Source organism: Plantactinospora sp. WMMB782 (assembly GCF_049179135.1).
In the GTDB taxonomy this organism is placed as follows: domain Bacteria; phylum Actinomycetota; class Actinomycetes; order Mycobacteriales; family Micromonosporaceae; genus Plantactinospora.
The window spans coordinates 7,035,845-7,051,679 of the sequence record NZ_JBMHMC010000007.1; the positions used below are offsets into that span (position 1 = coordinate 7,035,845).

Sequence of the window (15,835 nt, forward strand, 5' to 3'; positions counted from 1 at the left end):
TGCCGCAAGCCCCCCACTCCGCTATAAGTTGAAGTTGGCAAGGAGTGTCTTTCTCCTGGCGCCCCGAATCCGCCCCGGAATCCCCTACGCTCCGGAATCCCGCCCGCCACGCCCCTCGCCACATCTCGGCGCAGTCGGGAAACCAGCGCTAGGCGCCGTCGAGCAGCGCGAGTGCCTGTTCGCGGGAGAGGCTCGCGCCCCGTTCGCGCAGGCGCTGGTACGCCGGGTCGCCGAGCCGGGCCCGGACTGCCTCGGCGACCGGCGCGGCGTCGATCGCGGCGTCGACACCCGGATCGTCCCGCAGCACCGCCACCGCGCCGAGCAGCAGTCCGGCCCGTTCGACGTCACCGTCCCGGAGTACCGGGCCGACCAGGCCGTCGACGGCGGTCGTCAGGGTGGCCAGTTCCCAGACCCCGACCGCGGCACCGAGCACCTGCCGGAACCGCCTCCGCGCCCCGGCCCGGTCACCGTTCGCCGCCAGGATCCGCCCCACGGCGGCCAGCGCGGCGAGCCGGACCCCCTCCGCTCCGAACCAGCCGGTCGGGCACTCCGCCAGCGCCTGCTCGCAGAGCCGGCGGGCCCGGTCCAGGTCGCCCTGGATCCGGGCGATCTCGCCGAGTCCCAGGTGGGCGGCGGCGAGCAGCTCCGGCGCGCCGGCCGGCAGGGCCAGCTCCAGCACCCGCTGGTAGTCCTCCTCCGCCCCGACCAGGTCACCCACGCCGAGTCGGCCGTCACCCCGGGTCCGTATCAACTCCGCCATGTCCAGTGTCGAGCCGAGTTCGTCGGCCAGCCGCAGCGCCTCGTCGACCAGCTCCGTGTGCCGGTGGTCGTGCCGCCGGTAGGCCAGCTCGGTAAGCAGGGTCAGCACCAGGATCGTCCCCCAGCGCTCGCCGAGGGCACGGAAGTCGGCCAGCGCCTCACCGAGCTTGGCGTCCGCCGCCTCGTACCGGCCTTCGAACATCCAGACCATGCCGAGGCCGAGCCCGCCGAGTGCCCGGCTCCACGGGTCGGTGCCGAGCAGGTCCGCCCAACCCTCCGGGGTGGCGAGTACGGTCTCCAGCAGCTCCGGCGGCGGGCCGTTGGCCATCCCGGAGAGGTAGAGCAGGAACGGCTGCCGGGGCGGCCGGCCCAGGCTCCACAGGATCGTCCCGGCCGGTCCGGCACCCTGCGGGCCGACACCGTGCCCGCCGAGCGAGGCGTGCAGCAGGCAGAGCGCGTACTCCTCGGCGAGGTCGGCGGGCGGGGTGCCGCCGAGCCGCTCGACGAGCCGGGCGGCCAGTGCCGCCCCCTCGCCGCGCAGGCCGCGCAGCCACCAGTAGAACGACAGCGCGGCGACCAGCCGGAGCGCCGTCGCGTCGTCTCCGGCGGTCATCGCCCGGCGCAGCGCGGCGTGCAGGTCGTCGCGGTCGGCGTCCAGCCGGCGCAGCCAGTCGAGCTGCTCCGCGCCGCGCAGCCGCTGGTCGGCGGTACGGGCCAGGTCGAGGAAGTACGCCGCGTGCGCCCGGCGCAGCCGGTCCGCCTCGCCCGCCTCCGCCAGCCGCTCGGCGCCGAACGCCCGCACCGTCTCCAGCATCCGGAAGCGCCCGCCGCCCGCCTCCACAAGGGACTTGTCCACCAGGCTGGAGAGCACGTCGAGCAGGTCCGCGCCGAGCGGCTCGCAGACCCGTTCGACAGCGTCCAGCCCGGCGCCGCCGGCGAAGACGGTCAGCCGGCGGGCCAGGGTCTGTTCGGCCTCGTCCAGCAGGTCCCAGCTCCACTGCACCACCGCGCGCAGCGTCTGGTGCCGGGGCTGGGCGATCCGGCTGCCCCGGGTCAACAGCCGGAACCGGTCGTCGAGCCGGGCCGCGACCTCCGCGGCCGGCAGCGCCCGCAACCGCGCCGCCGCCAGCTCGATGGCGAGCGGCAGGCCGTCGAGGGTGCGGCAGATCCGCAGTACCGCCGGGAGGTTGTCGGGACCGACGGCGAAACCCGGTGACACGTCGGCGGCCCGGTCGGCGAAGAGCCGGACCGCCGGGTACGCCCCGGCGGCCTCGGCGGTCGTGCCGGCCGGCGGCAGGGGCAGTCCGGAGACGGGGCAGAGCGCCTCGCCGGTCAGCCCGAGCGGCTCCCGGCTGGTGGCCAGTACCCGCACCTTCGGGCAGACCCCGAGCAGCCGGGCGACCAGCCGGGCGGCATCGGCGACCAGGTGTTCGCAGTTGTCGAGTACCAGCAGCAGGTCGCGGTCGGCGAGCGCGCTCACCAGCCGGTCGGCGGCGTCCCGGGGGCCGCCCTGGGCGCGCAGGGCTGCGTCCCGCAGGTTCAGCGCGGCGAGCACCGCGGAGGCGACGTCGGCGCCCGCGGACACCGCCGCCAGCTCGACCAGGACGACCTCGCCGGGCTGCCGACCGGCGGCCTCGATCGCCAGCCGGGTCTTGCCGGCGCCACCGGCTCCGTGCAGGGTGACCAACCGCGCCTCGCCGAGCAGCTTGCCCACCCGGCCCAGCTCCTCCTCCCGGCCGACGAAGCTGCTGAGCTGCCCCGGCAGCCCGCCGGCCGGGGCAGCGGGCGAGAGTGTCGCGGCGGCGCCGGGCGGTGGTAGCCGGTCGGGACGGCGGGTCCCGGCAGGCAGCAGTGCGGGGTCGTCCCGCAGCACGGCCACGTGCAGCGCGGCCAGTTCCGGGGACGGGTCGGTGCCGAGTTCCTCGGCGAGCAGCCGGCGCCCCTCCTCGTAGGCGGCCAACGCCTCGGCCCGGCGACCGGCGGCGTGCAGGGCCCGCATCAGCTGGCCGCGCAGTCGCTCCCGCAGCGGGTACGCCGCGACCAGCCCGCGCAGCTCGGCCACCGAGGGCCCGGCCCCGGCGAGGTCGAGTTCCGCCGCCACCCGGTCCTCGACGGCGGCCAGCCGCAGCTCGTCGAGACGGATCGCCTGGGTCCGGGCGAACGGCGCCTCCCGGACGTCGGCCAGCGCCTCCCCGCGCCACAACCCCGACGCGGCGCGCAGCAGCTCGATCCCGTGCCCCCGGTCACCGGCGGCCAACGCGCGCTGACCGTCGGCCACCAGCCGGGTGAACCGGTGCAGGTCGACGTCCTCCGGGTCGACCGCGATCCGGTAACCCGCCGGATGGAACTCCACGAGTGGCTCCGGCCGGTCGACGCCGGAGAGCAGCTGGCGCAGCCGGGAGACCTGGGACTGGAGGGCGTTGCCGGCCCGGCTCGGCGGCTCGTCACCGTAGAGGCCCTGGCGCAGCCGGTCCGTCGGGACCATCCGGCCGGCGTCGAGCAGCAGCAGCACCAGCAGGGCGCGCAGGCGCGGGCCGCCGACGGCGAGTGGCCGGCCGTCGTCGGCGTACACCTCGGTCGCGCCCAGGATGCCGAACCGCATGGCGTCGATTGTCGCCCACCGGTCGGCGACCGCCGCCGGGGGCAGCGGACGCGGCCTCCGAGGGCTTTGCGGGTTCGACTCCTTTGCTGAGCTGGTATAGCTAGTTTTGGGAGTGTTCGTCCGTGACTCGACCGCTGGGAGGCCGCAGGGATGGATGCCGAGGTCAGCCTCCGGGTGGACGGAACCGATCACCGGATCACCGTCGACACCCGGACCACCCTGCTGGACACGCTGCGGGAGCGGCTGGGCAACACCAGCCCGAAGAAGGGTTGCGACCACGGGCAGTGCGGTGCCTGCACGATCCTGCTGGACGGGCGGCGGGTGAACAGCTGTCTCACCCTCACCGTGGCACACGACGGGGCCGAGGTCGTCACCGCCGCCGGGCTGGCACCGGACGGCCAACTGCACCCGATGCAGCGCTGCTTCATCCAGTACGACGCCTTCCAGTGCGGGTACTGCACGCCGGGGCAGATCGTCTCGGCGGTGGCGATGCTCCGGGAGGCCGAGGCCGGCTGGCCGAGCGCGGTGACCGTGGACGGTGCCGCTGCCGCCGTTGACGGTGGTGGCGACGGTGGCGGTGATGGCGGCGACGGGGGTCGGGGCAGGGCGAGGCTGGACGCCGACGAGATCCGGGAGCGGATGAGCGGCAACCTCTGCCGCTGCGCCGCGTACGCGAACATGGTGCCGGCGATCCTGGAACTGGCCCGGCGATGAGGCCGTTCCGGTACGCCCGTGCCGACGACGTTCCCGGCGCCGTGGCGCTGCTCGCCGAGTCGCCGAACGGCGCCTTCCTCGGCGGCGGAACCAACCTGGTCGACCTGATGAAGCTCCAGGTGGCGACGCCGGACCTGCTGGTGGACGTCCGGCGGCTGACCTCGGACCGGGTGGAGGAACTGCCCGACGGCGGCATCCTGATCGGCGCGGCCACCCCGAACAGCGACCTGGCGGCGCATCCGCTGGTCCGGCGCCGCTATCCGGTGCTCTCCCAGGCCCTGCTCGCCGGCGCCTCCGGCCAGTTGCGCAACCTGGCCACCGCCGGCGGCAACCTGCTGCAACGCACCCGCTGCGTCTACTTCCAGGACGTCAGCACGCCGTGCAACAAGCGCCGACCCGGCAGCGGTTGCTCGGCCCTGGACGGACACCACCGGGAACTCGCGATCCTCGGCACCTCGCCGGAGTGCGTCGCCACCCATCCGTCGGACTTCGCGGTCGCCCTGGTCGCGGTGGACGCCGTCGTGCACACCGAGGGGCCGGGGGGCCGACGACGCATCCCGATCGGCGACCTGCACCGGCTGCCGGGGACCGAACCGGACCGGGACACTGTACTGGCGCACGGTGAACTGATCACCGCGATCGAGGTACCGGCACTGCCGTTCGCCACCCGTTCCCGCTATCGCAAGGTACGCGACCGGGCGTCGTACGCCTTCGCGCTCGTCTCGGTGGCGGCGGCGGTCGACGTGGCGGACGGTACGGTGCGGGACGTTCGGATCGCGCTCGGCGGGGTGGCGCACAAGCCGTGGCGGGCCAGCCGGGCCGAGGAGCTGCTGCGCGGCGCCCCGGCACGGGAGGACCTGTTCCGGGCGGCCGCCGAGGCGGAGTTCGCGCAGGCCAGGCCGCTGCCGGGCAACGCCTTCAAGGTGCCGCTCGGCCGCAACACCCTGACCCGGACCCTGCTGGATCTGGTCGACGGACCCGCCTGACCGGGGTCGACGGACCCGCCTGGCCAGGCGGTCGGCTCGGCCGGGGCGCACGTCGGGTGGCGAGCGTCCCGCCGCCCCACCGCCAAGCCCGCTCGAAGGTCCGCCCGGCTTCGACCGGGCCGCCCCGGCTGGCCGATCCGGCGGGCGCGGGTAGGTTGATCTGGAAGAACGCGCACCGCACCGGCCCGGCGTACCGGGCCGGACTGGACCGCAGGAGATCAACCACATGAACGCAGCGCCGACCGTGCCGACCCGACAGCTGGCCAACGGTGCCGAGATCCCGCAGATCGGCTTCGGCACCTGGCCACTGTCCGACGCCGAGGCCGAACGGGCCGTCGCCGAGGCGATCGGGACCGGCTACCGGCTGATCGACACCGCCTACAAGTACGGCAACGAGGTCGGCGTCGGCCGTGGCCTGCGCGCCTCCGGGGTGCCCCGGGAGGAACTCTTCGTCACCAGCAAGCTCAACGGCGAGTGGCACGGCCGGGACAGGGTGCGGGAGGCGTTCGAGGACAGCATCGGCAAGCTCGGCGTCGACTACCTGGATCTCTACCTGATCCACTGGCCGATGCCCTGGCAGGACCGGTACGTCGACGCCTTCCTCGGCCTGGCCGACCTGCTCCGGGAGGGTCGGGTGCGGGCCGTCGGGCTGTCCAACTTCAAGCCGGCGCACATCGACCGGATCCGCGCCGCCACCGACCTGACGCCGGACGTCAACCAGATCCAGCTGGACCCGACGCTGACCCGGGACGCCGCCCGGGCGTACCACCACGAGCACGGCATCGTCACCGAGTCGTGGGGGCCGATCGGGCACGGCGGCGAACTCCTCGCCCATCCCACGGTGACCGGCCTGGCCGACCGGTACGGCCGCACACCCGCGCAGGTCGTGCTCCGTTGGCATCTCGAACTGGGGCTGGTCCCGATCCCGAAGACCGCCTCGGCGGAGCGGATGAAGAGCAACATCGACGTCTTCGACTTCACCCTCGCCCCGGAGGACGTCGCCGCGCTCTCCGCGCTCGACCGGGGTGAGGAGGCGGCCACCGACTCCGACGCGACCGGGCACTGATCCGGCGGCGAGTCCGGGCCGCGGCTGCGGCAGCAAGCGGCTACGGCAGGCAGCAGCTGAGGCAGCCAGCGGTCAAGGCAGCTCCATCGTCTCCGCGACCGCGATCTCGGACAGGGCGACGGCCAGCAGGTCGCCGGCCGCCGCACCGGTGACGGCGAGCAGGTCGGCGACGAGCAGCGGGGCGTGCCGGGCCACCGCCGCCGGCTCGGCCGCGGGCACCCCGTCGGCCAGCTGGTGTACGCCGAGCGCGCCGGTCAGCAGCAGCGCCAGCACCTCGACGTCCAGCTCCGGCAGCCAGCCGGCGTTGTTCCGGGCACACCTGACGAGTACGGCCTGCACGTCCTCGCCGGCCAGTCCGTCCGGGTGCGCCTGTTCCAGCAGCAGCCGGAGCACGGTGCCGAGCACCAGCCCGACCTGTTCGGCGGGGAGCAGGGCCAGCTCGCCGGCGGCCTCGTCGAGGGCGGCCCGGTCCTGTTCGCGTACCGCCGCCACGGCACGGAGGGTGGCCTGCGAGATGGCCCGGGGCACCGGTGGGGTCATCCGGACATTCAACCGGACGTACCCCGGTTGGCCCGCCGCGCCCCGGACCGACGGGCGGCATTCCGGGCCGGTCCGCCGCATCCCGGGACCGGCGCCGCACCCCGACCGGGTGTCAGTCTCCGCTGAGGAGCTGGTCGAAGCTGGTGGTGAGCCGGAACGGGTCGGCGGCCTCCGCCGGTTCGCGCCGGGCGACCTGGTCGGCGAGTTCCCGGGCGGCCCGGTCGATCCGGCCGCGCAGGGTGCCCTGTGCGCTGCCGCCGGCCCAGTCCTCCGGTGCGGCGAAGACCGAGGTCGGCACGACCACCGCGCGCAGATAGCTGAACATCGGCCGGAGCGCGTGTTCGAGCGCGAGGGAGTGCCGGGCGGTGCCGCCGGTCGCGCCGATCAGCACCGGCCGGTCGACCAGCGCGTCGTCGCCGAGCACGTCGAAGAACGCCTTGAACAGCCCGCTGTACGAGGCGTTGAAGATCGGCGACACCACGATCAGCCCGTCGGCGGCGGCGACCGTGTCCAGGGCCCGCTTGAGCGCCGCCGGAGCAAAGCCGGCGAGCAGGTGGTTCACGATGTCGTGCCCGTGGTCGCGCAGCTCGACAAGCTCGGTGCGGACCGGCACGTCCCGGCGGTCGAGTTCGGCGACGGTGGCCGCGCCGAGCTGGTCGGCGAGCAGCCGGGTCGAGGAGGGCACCCGCAGCCCGGCCGAGACCACCACGAGGGTCCGGCTCGTCATCGGGCGGCTCCCGCCTCGGCTTCCGCCCCGGCCGCCGCGTCCCTGGCGGCCTTCATCGACGCGTGCGTCGGCGCCTCGGGTACGTGCGCGGGGCGCAGCGCGGCGAACTCCCGCCGCAGCACCGGTACGACCTCCTCGCCGAGGATGTCCAGCTGCTCCAGTACGGTTTTCAGCGGCAGTCCGGCGTGGTCGACCAGGAAGAGCTGCCGCTGGTAGTCGCCGACGTAGTCCCGGAAGGTGAGGGTGCGGTCGATCACCTGCTGCGGGCTGCCGACGGTCAGCGGGGTCTCCCGGGTGAACTCCTCCAGCGACGGGCCGTGCCCGTAGACGGGGGCGTTGTCGAAGTACGGCCGGAACTCGCGGACCGCGTCCTGGGAGTTGCGCCGCATGAAGACCTGACCGCCGAGGCCGACGATGGCCCGGTCGGGGTCGCCGTGGCCGTAGTGGGCGAACCGCTGCCGGTAGAGGCCCACCATCCGCTGGGTGTGCTCCTTCGGCCAGAAGATGTGGTTGGCGAAGAACCCGTCGCCGTAGTACGCGGCCTGCTCGGCGATCTCCGGGCTGCGGATGGAGCCGTGCCAGACGAACGGCGGGATGCCGTCCAGCGGACGGGGGGTGGAGGTGAAGGACTGCAACGGGGTGCGGAACTTCCCCTGCCAGTCGACGACGTCCTCGCGCCAGAGCCGGCGCAGCAGGTCGTAATTGTTGATCGCCAGCGGGATGCCGTTGCGGATGTCCTGCCCGAACCACGGGTACACCGGTCCGGTGTTGCCGCGCCCCATCATCAGGTCGACCCGGCCGTCGGCCAGGTGCTGCAGCATGGCGTAGTCCTCGGCGATCTTCACCGGGTCGTTGGTGGTGATCAGGGTGGTCGCGGTGGAGAGCAGCAGCCGGCTGGTCCGGGCCGCGACGAACCCGAGCATGGTGGTGGGTGAGGACGGCACGAACGGCGGGTTGTGGTGCTCGCCGGTGGCGAACACGTCGAGACCGACCTCTTCCGCCTTCAACGCGATGGCGACCATGGCCTTGATCCGCTCCGCCTCGGACGGCTCCCGCCCGTTGGTCGGATCCGGGGTCACGTCCCCCACGCTGAAGATCCCGAACTGCATCGCCCGCTCCTCACTCGGTCCCGGGCGCCAGCCCCCGGGTCGCCCCGCACAACATACTTGCGTCGTCAACTATTCCGTGGCCACCCGACGCCGGCCGGGTGCGGCTCCCCGACAGGCGTTGGCTACCCTGCGTGATCTCTGCCATGCCGGCGGTTCGGGGGTGCGCGGAACCGGGCGGATACGTTATCCATGTCGGGTGAAGGCAGCCAGCGCAGGACAGGACGAGGCGGCACCGACCGGCGCACCGCGCGCCGAGCCGGCGTGCCCGTGGGTCCGCCCCGGGCCGACCCCGCAGCAGCGTCGGCGCGACCTCTACCTCGGCCTGTCGATGGCGGCGCTCGGCCTGCTCGGCGTGGTGCTGGCGAACAGCATGGGCAGTTTCCCGCTCGGCGACCCGCCGGCCTGGCCCGAGCAGCTCGGCTGGACGGTCGCCGGCAGCCTGCCGCTGATCTGGCGACGCAGCCATCCGGAACTCAGCACCAGCGTGATCGCCGCGGTCTTCATCGCCGCCCAGGTACGACACAATCCCGATGTGTTCGTCGCGTCCGCGTCGCTCTTCGTCGCCGTCTACACCCTCGGCGCCTGGGGGCGGGACCGCCGGCTCTCGGCCAGGCTCAGGATCGGGATCATCGTCGCGATGTTCACCTGGCTGGTGATCGCGGCGGGACTGAGCATCGCCTCGGCGGAGTCGAGCTTCCCGGGCGCGGCAGGGCCGATCTCCCCGCTGGTCGCCGCCGCCATCACCACCGTGCTGTTCAACCTCGCCTTCTTCCTCATCGCCTACCTGCTCGGCAACCGCACCTGGACCTCGGCGCTACGGCAGCACGAACTGGAGGTGCAGGCCGAGGAGTTGCGCCGGTCCCGGGCCGAGAACGCCGAGCGGGCCGTCACCAGGGAACGGGTCAGGATCGCCCGGGAACTGCACGACGTCGTCGCGCACCACGTCTCCGTGATGGGTGTGCAGGCCAGCGCGAGCCGGCGGGTGATGGACAAGGACCCGGCAAAGGCGAAGCTCGCGCTGGCCGCGGTGGAGCAGAGCGCGCGTACCGCCGTGGACGAGTTGCGCCGGATGCTCGGCGTACTGCGCGACGCGGGTGCCGGCGACGCCGCCCTCGGCTACGGGCTGGACCAGGTCGACAGCCTGTTCCAGGGGGCCAGGGACGCCGGGCTCGCCGTGGAGTACAGCGTGCACGGCACGCCGGTGCCGCTGCCCGAGTCGATCTCGCTGGCCGGGTACCGGGTGGTCCAGGAGGCGGTGACGAACACCATCAAGCACGCTCGGGCGAACGCGGTCGACGTACGGATCCGGTATCTGCGCCGGGAGGTCGAGGTGGAGGTGACCGACGACGGGCGTACCGCACCCGCCTCCCCACGAACCCGGCCGGGGGGCGGCGGCGGGCTCGGGCTGATCGGGATGCGGGAACGGGTGGCCGCGCACGACGGCAGCCTGGAGGTGGGTGCCCGGACCGACGGCGGTTTCCGGGTACGCGCCCGCTTCCCGATCGCCGAGGCCGGTGCCACCGAGGCCGGAATCGGTGGCCTGCGCCGGGCCGGGGAGGGCGCGTGACGGCGCCGGATCCGGACCCGCCAGTCCGGGTGCTCCTCGCCGACGACCAGCACCTGGTCCGGGCCGGGTTGCGGATCATCCTGGAGACGGAGGACGACCTCGAGGTGGTCGGCGAGGCGGCGGACGGCCGGCAGGCGGTCGAGCTCGCCCTGGCCCGGCGGCCCGACGTCGTACTCCTGGACGTGGAGATGCCGCACCTGGACGGGCTGGCGGCGACCCGGCAGATCGTGGCGGCCACCGGAGCGGACGGCCCGGCGGTGCTGATCCTGACCACCTTCGACCGGGACGACTACCTCTTCGCCGCGCTCCAGGCCGGGGCGAGCGGCTTCCTGCTGAAGAACGGCTCACCCGAGGAGCTGATCGAGGCGGTGCGGATCCTGGCCCGGGGCGACGCGCTGCTCGCCCCGCAGATCACCCGGCGGGTGATCGCGACCTTCGCCGCCCCGGCCGGCGCGGCGGCCCCGACGCCGGGCCAGCCCGGTCCGGGCGGCGGGCCGGCCGAGCTGGACCGGCGCCGGCTGGCCGAGCTGACCGAGCGGGAACGGGAGGTACTCGTGCAGCTCGCTGGCGGTGCCTCCAACGCCGAGATCGCCCAGCGGCTGCTGCTCGGCGAGGCGACCGTGAAGACGCACGTCTCCCGGGTACTGATGAAGCTCGGGCTGCGCGACCGTACCCAGGCGGTCGTCTTCGCGTACGAGCACGGGGTGGTGACCCCGGGCGGTGCCGGCGGCTGACCGGCCCGGCCGCCGGGCGCGGAACCGGCCGACCCGCTCGGGAAGTGGATCATCCCTGCGGTTCCGCCGCGCGACGGACGCCAGCCGGGCCGGACCGGACTAGCCTCGGCTCCGCCGGTGCACCCCGCACCGGTGGAGGACCTGGCGAAGGAGGCCGGATGCTGCGCGTGGCGTCCGTCGACCGGTCGTTCGGCGGCCGGAGAGTGCTCGACGACATCTCGTTCGAGGTGACCCCGGGCCGGATGACCGGTTTCGTCGGTGCCAACGGCGCCGGCAAGACCACCTCGATGCGGATCATCCTCGGCCTGCTCGCCGCCGACGCGGGCACGGTCACCTGGAACGGCCGGCCGATCACCCGGGCGGTCCGGCAGCGCTTCGGCTACATGCCCGAGGAGCGCGGCCTCTACCCGAAGATGAAGGTACGCGAACAGCTCGTCTACCTCGGCCGGCTCTACGGGCTGACCGTGCCGGCCGCCCGGCGCAGCGTCGACGACCTGCTCGACCGGGTCGGCCTGACCGAGCGGGCCGACGACCCGGTGGAAAAGCTCTCCCTCGGCAACCAGCAGCGGGCCCAGATCGCGGCGGCGCTGGTGCACGATCCCGAGGTGTTGATCCTGGACGAGCCCTTCTCGGGGCTCGACCCCATCGCCGTGGAGGCGATCGCCGGGGTACTGCGGGAGCGGGCGGCCGCAGGCGCGCCGGTGCTCTTCTCCAGCCACCAGCTCGACGTGGTGGAACGGCTCTGCGACGACCTGGTGATCATCGCCGCCGGTGCGGTACGCGCCGCCGGCAGCCGCACCGACCTGCGCACCCGGTACGCCACCCCGCGCTACCAGCTCGTACTCGACGGCGACGCCGGCTGGGTCCGCGACCTGCCCGGCATCTCCATAGTGGACCTCGACGGCGCCCGGGTGGTGCTCGAACTCGCCGACCCCGGCGACGACCAGACGGTGCTGCGGGCCGCCCTCGCCCGGGGCCCGGTACGCGCCTTCGGTCCCGTCGTACCCTCGCTCGCCGAGATCTTCCGGGAGGTAACCCAGTGACGACGCTCGCCCCGCCGCCCGCCCGGACCGAGGCCGGACAGGTGAGCGGCACCTCGTTGTGGGCCGCGACCAAGCTGGTCGCCGGCCGGGAGATCGCGGTCAAGATCCGGGACCGGACGTTCCTGATCAGCACCGTCCTCTTCCTGCTGATCGCGGCGGCCAGCACCGTACTGCCGGCGATCTTCGCCAACAGCGGCTCGACGGTGGCGGTGGTGGTCGGCTCCGGCGACACCGCCGGCACCCTGGACCGGGCCGGCATGGAGGTGGTGTCCGCCACCGACGTCGCGGCGGCCGAGCGGCTGGTCCGGGACGGCGACGTGGACGCCGCGGTGGTGCCGGGCGACGGCGGCGGGGTACGGGTGCTGGCGATGGACCGTACTCCGGACTCGGTGGTCCGGGCGCTGAGCAGCGCTCCCCCGGTGCAGCTGCTCGACCCCGACGCGGTCGACCCGATGCTGGCCTTCCTGGTGCCGGTGTCCTTTTCGATGGTCTTCTTCTTCCTCTCCATCAGCTTCGGCGTGCAGATCGCACAGAGCGTCACCGAGGAGAAGCAGACCCGGATCGTGGAGATCCTGGTGACGGCGGTGCCGGTCCGGGCCCTGCTCGCCGGCAAGGTGCTCGGCAACGGCGCGCTCGCGTTCGGCCAGGTCATGCTGATCGCGCTGGTCGCGGTGGTCTCCATGCAGGCGGTCGGCGGCGACACCGCGCTGCTGGGACAGCTCGGCCCGGCGATCGCCTGGTTCATCCCGTTCTTCGTCGTCGGCTTCGTGCTGCTCGCCTCGCTCTGGGCGGTCACCGGGGCGCTGGTCAGCCGGCAGGAGGACATCAGCGGGGCGTCCGGACCGATCCAGTTGCTGATCATGGTGCCGTTCTTCCTGGTGATCTTCTTCAACAGCAACCCGACGGCGATGACGGCGCTCTCCTACGTGCCGTTCTCCGCGCCGACCGCGATGCCGCTGCGGCTCTTCTTCGGCGACGCCGCCACCTGGGAGCCGGTGCTGGCCCTGCTGATCCTGCTTGCCGCCGCCGCGCTCTGCATCGCGCTCGCCGCCCGGCTCTACGAGGGGTCGCTGCTGCGCACCAACGGCAAGACCTCGCTGCGGGCCGCGTGGCAGGAGCGGGAGACCCGGGTCTCCTGAGCCTGCCGTGCCGCCGGGCCGGGAACCGGGGGCTCAGGATCGTCGGGCGGCGAGGCCGGAACAGCGTCTCGCCGCGGCGATCCGGTCCTCGATCCGGTCCCGGGCGGTCCCGGAGACGGGTACCGGCTGACCGGTCCGGGAGACGGTGGCCGGCAGGAACTCGTTCCGGACCACCGTACGGCCCCGGACGGTCAGCCGGAGGACTCCCGAGTCGGTGCTCTTCGAGTCGCCGTACCAGAGGAAGTTGCCGAGCCCGTAGTGCACGTACGTCCGGCCGAGCCAGCCGTCGGCGAGCAGGGTGTGCGCGTGCGTGCCGAGCACGATGTCGGCGCCGCCCCGGGACATCCGGGCGGCGAAGCTCCTCATCTCGCGACTCGGGCAGGAGTTCCCCTCGATCCCCCAGTGCAGGAAGACGATCACCAGGTCGGCCCGCTCCCGGGCGGCCCGGACGGCGGCGTCGGCCCGCGAGGTGTCGAAGGCCATCGCCACCCCGGGCCTGGTGGCGGTCGCCTTCCACGGCCCGGCCAGCTCGTGCACCTGTGACATGCCGAGTACGGCGATCCGCACCCCGCGCACCGTGACCAGCCAGGGCGCGTACGCCGCGTCGGCGTCCCGACCCGCGCCGAAGACCGGGAACTCCGCCTCCGCCGCCGCGTCCAGGGTGTCCCGCAGTCCGACCTGCCCGTAGTCGAGTACGTGGTTGTTGGCAACCGACGCGGCGTCCACCCCGGCGGCGCGCAGTGCGGCGTAGGCGCTCTCCGGCGCCCGGAAGTGGAACCGCTTCGGCTGCGGGGTGCCCCGGTCGGTCACCGCCGTCTCCAGGTTCAACAGGGTCAAATCGGCGTCCCGCAGCGTCGGGGCGATCCGGCCGAACGCCGTCGCCGGCTCGTCGAGCAGCCGCAGCGTACGCCCGGTGAAGTGGACGTCCCCGGCGAACGCCAGCCGCAGCTCGACCGGCGCGGCCGGGGTGGACGCCGTCGGCGCGGAACTCGGCGTGGCCGGGCTCGCCGCGCCGGCCGGGGACCCCGGGGCGGGCGATTCGGCGCCCGGTCGGTCGGGACCGGCCGCCGGTTGGTCGGAACAACCGAGCAGCACGGCGCCGGCCACGATCCCGGCCAGCGCCGCCCGCCACGCCCGCAACACGCCGCGATTCATCCGCCGAGGGTACGCAACCGCCCGCCGCTGACACCGCCCGCCGCACCGCCACGGCGTCGCCGGGTGTCGCGGTGTCGCGGTGTCGCGGTGTCGCGGTGTCGCGGTGTCGCGGTGTCGCGGTGTCGCGGTGTCGCGGTGTCGCGGTGTCGCGGTGTCGCGGTGTCGCGGTGTCGCGGTGTCGCGGTGTCGCGGTGTCGCGGTGTCGCGGTGTCGCGGTGGCCGCAACGCGGCGGGGGCCCATAGGTGACGGTGGCCCGTGGGCGGGGGCGGCCCGTAGGTGACGGTGGCCCGTGGGCGGGGTGGCCGGGGGTCAGCGGCGGAGGAGGCGGCCGAGCAGGTCGAGCTGGCGGGAGTCCTGCAACGCGGAGCCGACCGCCACCACCCGGGCGCCGGCCGCGAGGAAGTCGGCGGCGTTCTCCGCGTCCACCCCGCCGGTCGCCACGAACTTCACCGTCGGGAACGGGCCGCGCTGGGCGCGCAGCCAGCCGGTGCCGAGTTCGCTGGCCGGGAACGCCTTGAGCCAGTCGTGCCCGGTGCGCAGCGCCTGGTTGACCTCCGAGGAGGTGGCCACTCCGGGCAGGTGGGGCAGGCCGAGCCGGACGCACTCGGCGGCCACCTCCGGGTCGTAACCGGGGGCGACGGTGAAGGCGACGCCGGCGTCGTACACCGTGGCGACCTGTTCCGGGGTGGTCACCGTGCCGGCGCCGACCGGCCGGTCCCGCTCCCGCCCGGCCGCGATCGCGGCGTGCAGCGAGGGCAGCGCGTCCGGGCTCTGCACGGGCACCTCCACCACGTCGATGCCGGCGTCCCAGGCCCGCCGACAGAGTTCGACCGTACGGTCCGGAGCGAAGCCGCGCAGGATCGCCATCACCGGCCGGTCGGCGAAGAGGGTCTCGAAGTAGCTCGTCGACGGGTTGGGCACGGTCGCTCCGTTCATCGTGGGTGTTCCCCGGTCCAGCCGAGGTCCCGGGAGATCGCGGCACAGGTCGCGGTCAGGTCCGGCAGGTGTTCGCGGAGCCGTTCCAGCGGGGCCAGCGCGCGCAACGCGGTGATCGACACCGCGCCGGCGACCCGACCCCGGGCGTCCCGGACCGGCACCGCGACGCAGGTGACGAAGTCCTCGAACTCACCGTCGTCCTCGGCCCAGCCGCGCTCGGCGATCCGGGCCAGCTCCGCCCGGAACAGCGCCGGGTCGGTGATCGAGGTATCGGTGTGCCGGGGGTACGTCAACCGGGCCAGGAAGCGTTCCCGGGCCGGCTGGTCGAGGTGGGCCAGGATCGCCTTGCCGACCCCCGAGGTGTGCGGGTCGACGGGCTGGCCGACCCGGGACCGCATCCGCAACGCGCCACGACCGTCCACTTTGGCCACATAGACGATCTCGTCGTCGACGAGCTGGGCGAGGTGCACGGTGTGGCCGTACCGGTCGCCGAGCCGGACCAGGTGCGGGTGGGCGACCGGATGCAGGTCGAGCTGCTCGACCGCGTGCTGTGCGATCGCCACCATCCGGAACCCGACGGTGTGCCGGCCGTCGACCGGGCGGGCGAACCCGGCGCGTTCGAGGGTCTGCACCAGCCGTGCGGCGGTCGACTTGTGCACCCCGAGGTCGTCGGCGATCTCGCCGAGCGAGCGGGGCCGCTCGGCGAAGAGTTCGATGATGCGCAGCGCGCGTTCCACGGTCTGGGACATCTCCTGGC

Annotated in this window: 14 protein-coding genes; 7 read left to right on the plus strand and 7 right to left on the minus strand. The window is 73.9% G+C overall.

The window, feature by feature from the left end:
- Positions 1-148: 148 nt before the first annotated feature.
- Complete coding sequence (locus ACN28A_RS33440; RefSeq protein ID WP_421402295.1) at positions 149-3,361, minus strand: BTAD domain-containing putative transcriptional regulator; 3,213 nt, start codon at positions 3,359-3,361, stop codon at positions 149-151.
- A gap of 174 nt (positions 3,362-3,535) precedes the next feature.
- On the opposite strand from ACN28A_RS33440, the gene ACN28A_RS33445 reads away from it, so the two are divergent.
- The 3 genes from ACN28A_RS33445 to ACN28A_RS33455 all read left to right on the plus strand — a co-directional run bounded on the left by ACN28A_RS33445 (position 3,536) and on the right by ACN28A_RS33455 (position 6,127).
- On the plus strand, positions 3,536-4,075 hold the full coding sequence (locus ACN28A_RS33445; RefSeq protein ID WP_421402297.1) for a (2Fe-2S)-binding protein: 540 nt from the start codon (positions 3,536-3,538) through the stop codon (positions 4,073-4,075).
- On the plus strand, positions 4,072-5,061 hold the full coding sequence (locus ACN28A_RS33450; protein ID WP_421402300.1) for an FAD binding domain-containing protein: 990 nt from the start codon (positions 4,072-4,074) through the stop codon (positions 5,059-5,061). Before ACN28A_RS33445 ends, ACN28A_RS33450 begins: the two co-directional genes overlap by 4 nt.
- A gap of 226 nt (positions 5,062-5,287) precedes the next feature.
- The gene (locus ACN28A_RS33455) at positions 5,288-6,127 is read left to right on the plus strand and encodes an aldo/keto reductase (RefSeq protein ID WP_421402303.1); all 840 of its coding nucleotides are present in this window, start codon (positions 5,288-5,290) and stop codon (positions 6,125-6,127) included.
- Between the two features lie 72 nt (positions 6,128-6,199).
- Here the strand turns inward: ACN28A_RS33455 and ACN28A_RS33460 are convergent, their stop codons facing one another.
- The 3 genes from ACN28A_RS33460 to ACN28A_RS33470 all read right to left on the minus strand — a co-directional run bounded on the left by ACN28A_RS33460 (position 6,200) and on the right by ACN28A_RS33470 (position 8,503).
- Positions 6,200-6,667: a hypothetical protein gene (locus ACN28A_RS33460; RefSeq protein WP_421402305.1), complete on the minus strand. Its 468-nt coding sequence runs from the start codon at positions 6,665-6,667 to the stop codon at positions 6,200-6,202.
- Positions 6,668-6,779: 112 nt separating this feature from the next.
- A complete protein-coding gene (locus ACN28A_RS33465) occupies positions 6,780-7,394 on the minus strand; it encodes an FMN reductase (protein ID WP_421402306.1) in 615 nt (204 codons plus the stop codon).
- Entirely contained in the window at positions 7,391-8,503 is a 1,113-nt protein-coding gene (locus ACN28A_RS33470) for an LLM class flavin-dependent oxidoreductase (RefSeq protein ID WP_421402308.1), read from the minus strand. Before ACN28A_RS33470 ends, ACN28A_RS33465 begins: the two co-directional genes overlap by 4 nt.
- A gap of 196 nt (positions 8,504-8,699) precedes the next feature.
- Here ACN28A_RS33470 and ACN28A_RS33475 point away from each other — a divergent pair, with 196 nt between their 5' ends.
- The 4 genes from ACN28A_RS33475 to ACN28A_RS33490 all read left to right on the plus strand — a co-directional run bounded on the left by ACN28A_RS33475 (position 8,700) and on the right by ACN28A_RS33490 (position 12,986).
- Positions 8,700-10,070, plus strand: a complete 1,371-nt coding sequence (locus tag ACN28A_RS33475) for a sensor histidine kinase (protein WP_421402310.1) — start codon at positions 8,700-8,702, stop codon at positions 10,068-10,070.
- Positions 10,067-10,804 carry a response regulator gene (locus tag ACN28A_RS33480; protein ID WP_421402313.1) on the plus strand — a complete coding sequence of 246 codons (738 nt, stop codon included), beginning with the start codon at positions 10,067-10,069 and terminating at the stop codon, positions 10,802-10,804. The genes ACN28A_RS33475 and ACN28A_RS33480 overlap by 4 nt, the downstream gene beginning before the upstream one ends.
- A gap of 158 nt (positions 10,805-10,962) precedes the next feature.
- Entirely contained in the window at positions 10,963-11,847 is an 885-nt protein-coding gene (locus ACN28A_RS33485; protein WP_421402315.1) for an ABC transporter ATP-binding protein, read from the plus strand.
- A gap of 56 nt (positions 11,848-11,903) precedes the next feature.
- On the plus strand, positions 11,904-12,986 hold the full coding sequence (locus tag ACN28A_RS33490) for an ABC transporter permease (RefSeq protein WP_421404779.1): 1,083 nt from the start codon (positions 11,904-11,906) through the stop codon (positions 12,984-12,986).
- Positions 12,987-13,019: 33 nt separating this feature from the next.
- On the opposite strand, the gene ACN28A_RS33495 is transcribed toward ACN28A_RS33490, so the two are convergent.
- From ACN28A_RS33495 to ACN28A_RS33505, 3 genes are all read right to left on the minus strand, one after another.
- On the minus strand, positions 13,020-14,141 hold the full coding sequence (locus ACN28A_RS33495; RefSeq protein ID WP_421402318.1) for a CapA family protein: 1,122 nt from the start codon (positions 14,139-14,141) through the stop codon (positions 13,020-13,022).
- Positions 14,142-14,451: 310 nt separating this feature from the next.
- Positions 14,452-15,078 (minus strand): bifunctional 4-hydroxy-2-oxoglutarate aldolase/2-dehydro-3-deoxy-phosphogluconate aldolase, encoded by a 627-nt coding sequence (locus ACN28A_RS33500; RefSeq protein ID WP_421402321.1) that lies wholly within the window; start codon positions 15,076-15,078, stop codon positions 14,452-14,454.
- Positions 15,075-15,827: an IclR family transcriptional regulator gene (locus ACN28A_RS33505; RefSeq protein WP_421402323.1), complete on the minus strand. Its 753-nt coding sequence runs from the start codon at positions 15,825-15,827 to the stop codon at positions 15,075-15,077. The genes ACN28A_RS33500 and ACN28A_RS33505 overlap by 4 nt, the downstream gene beginning before the upstream one ends.
- Positions 15,828-15,835 lie beyond the last annotated feature (8 nt).

What these genes read in the sequence shown, in the direction of transcription:
- ACN28A_RS33455 (WP_421402303.1), top strand. Translation starts at nt 5,288, where the DNA reads ATGAACGCAGCGCCGACCGTGCCGACCCGACAGCTGGCCAACGGTGCC.
- ACN28A_RS33450 (WP_421402300.1), top strand. Translation starts at nt 4,072, where the DNA reads ATGAGGCCGTTCCGGTACGCCCGTGCCGACGACGTTCCCGGCGCCGTG.
- ACN28A_RS33485 (WP_421402315.1), top strand. Translation starts at nt 10,963, where the DNA reads ATGCTGCGCGTGGCGTCCGTCGACCGGTCGTTCGGCGGCCGGAGAGTG.
- ACN28A_RS33465 (WP_421402306.1), bottom strand. Translation starts at nt 7,394, where the DNA reads ATGACGAGCCGGACCCTCGTGGTGGTCTCGGCCGGGCTGCGGGTGCCC.
- ACN28A_RS33505 (WP_421402323.1), bottom strand. Translation starts at nt 15,827, where the DNA reads ATGTCCCAGACCGTGGAACGCGCGCTGCGCATCATCGAACTCTTCGCC.
- ACN28A_RS33495 (WP_421402318.1), bottom strand. Translation starts at nt 14,141, where the DNA reads ATGAATCGCGGCGTGTTGCGGGCGTGGCGGGCGGCGCTGGCCGGGATC.
- ACN28A_RS33500 (WP_421402321.1), bottom strand. Translation starts at nt 15,078, where the DNA reads ATGAACGGAGCGACCGTGCCCAACCCGTCGACGAGCTACTTCGAGACC.
- ACN28A_RS33460 (WP_421402305.1), bottom strand. Translation starts at nt 6,667, where the DNA reads ATGACCCCACCGGTGCCCCGGGCCATCTCGCAGGCCACCCTCCGTGCC.
- ACN28A_RS33440 (WP_421402295.1), bottom strand. Translation starts at nt 3,361, where the DNA reads ATGCGGTTCGGCATCCTGGGCGCGACCGAGGTGTACGCCGACGACGGC.
- ACN28A_RS33470 (WP_421402308.1), bottom strand. Translation starts at nt 8,503, where the DNA reads ATGCAGTTCGGGATCTTCAGCGTGGGGGACGTGACCCCGGATCCGACC.